The 281-nt window shown below is 54.4% G+C and carries 1 protein-coding gene; it reads right to left on the bottom strand.

The window, feature by feature from the left end; genetic code table 11:
• Positions 1 to 52: 52 nt before the first annotated feature.
• On the bottom strand, positions 53 to 281 hold a 229-nt coding region (locus RTW80_RS28970; protein WP_312721558.1), incomplete at its 5' end, for an aminotransferase class IV.

Genomic DNA, 281 nt, shown 5'->3' with positions numbered 1-281 from the left:
ATACCGAACGCAACGATAAGAAGGAGGACAAAACGTAACATTTTCTTCATGACTACCTGGTTTGCTCACATAACGGGGCCAGAAACTGGAACAGCTCGCGGGATGACCAGCATTTTCGGCCATAAGCGCGAACGGGGACAACGGGCATCAGCGCATTGCAGATAACGGCTTCATCAGCAGTCAGCAGCGCCTCTTCCTTAGCGTTGACTTCGACAACGCGAAAGCCTGCGCGTGCCAGCTGGTGCAGACAAAACTGCCGCATAATGCCGTTGACGCCGGCC

The organism is Escherichia sp. AM3 (genome assembly GCF_032029835.1).
In the GTDB taxonomy this organism is placed as follows: domain Bacteria; phylum Pseudomonadota; class Gammaproteobacteria; order Enterobacterales; family Enterobacteriaceae; genus Escherichia; species Escherichia coli.
Note: the sequence above shows the minus strand (reverse complement) of the source record. Positions and strands in the feature narration are given on the sequence as shown.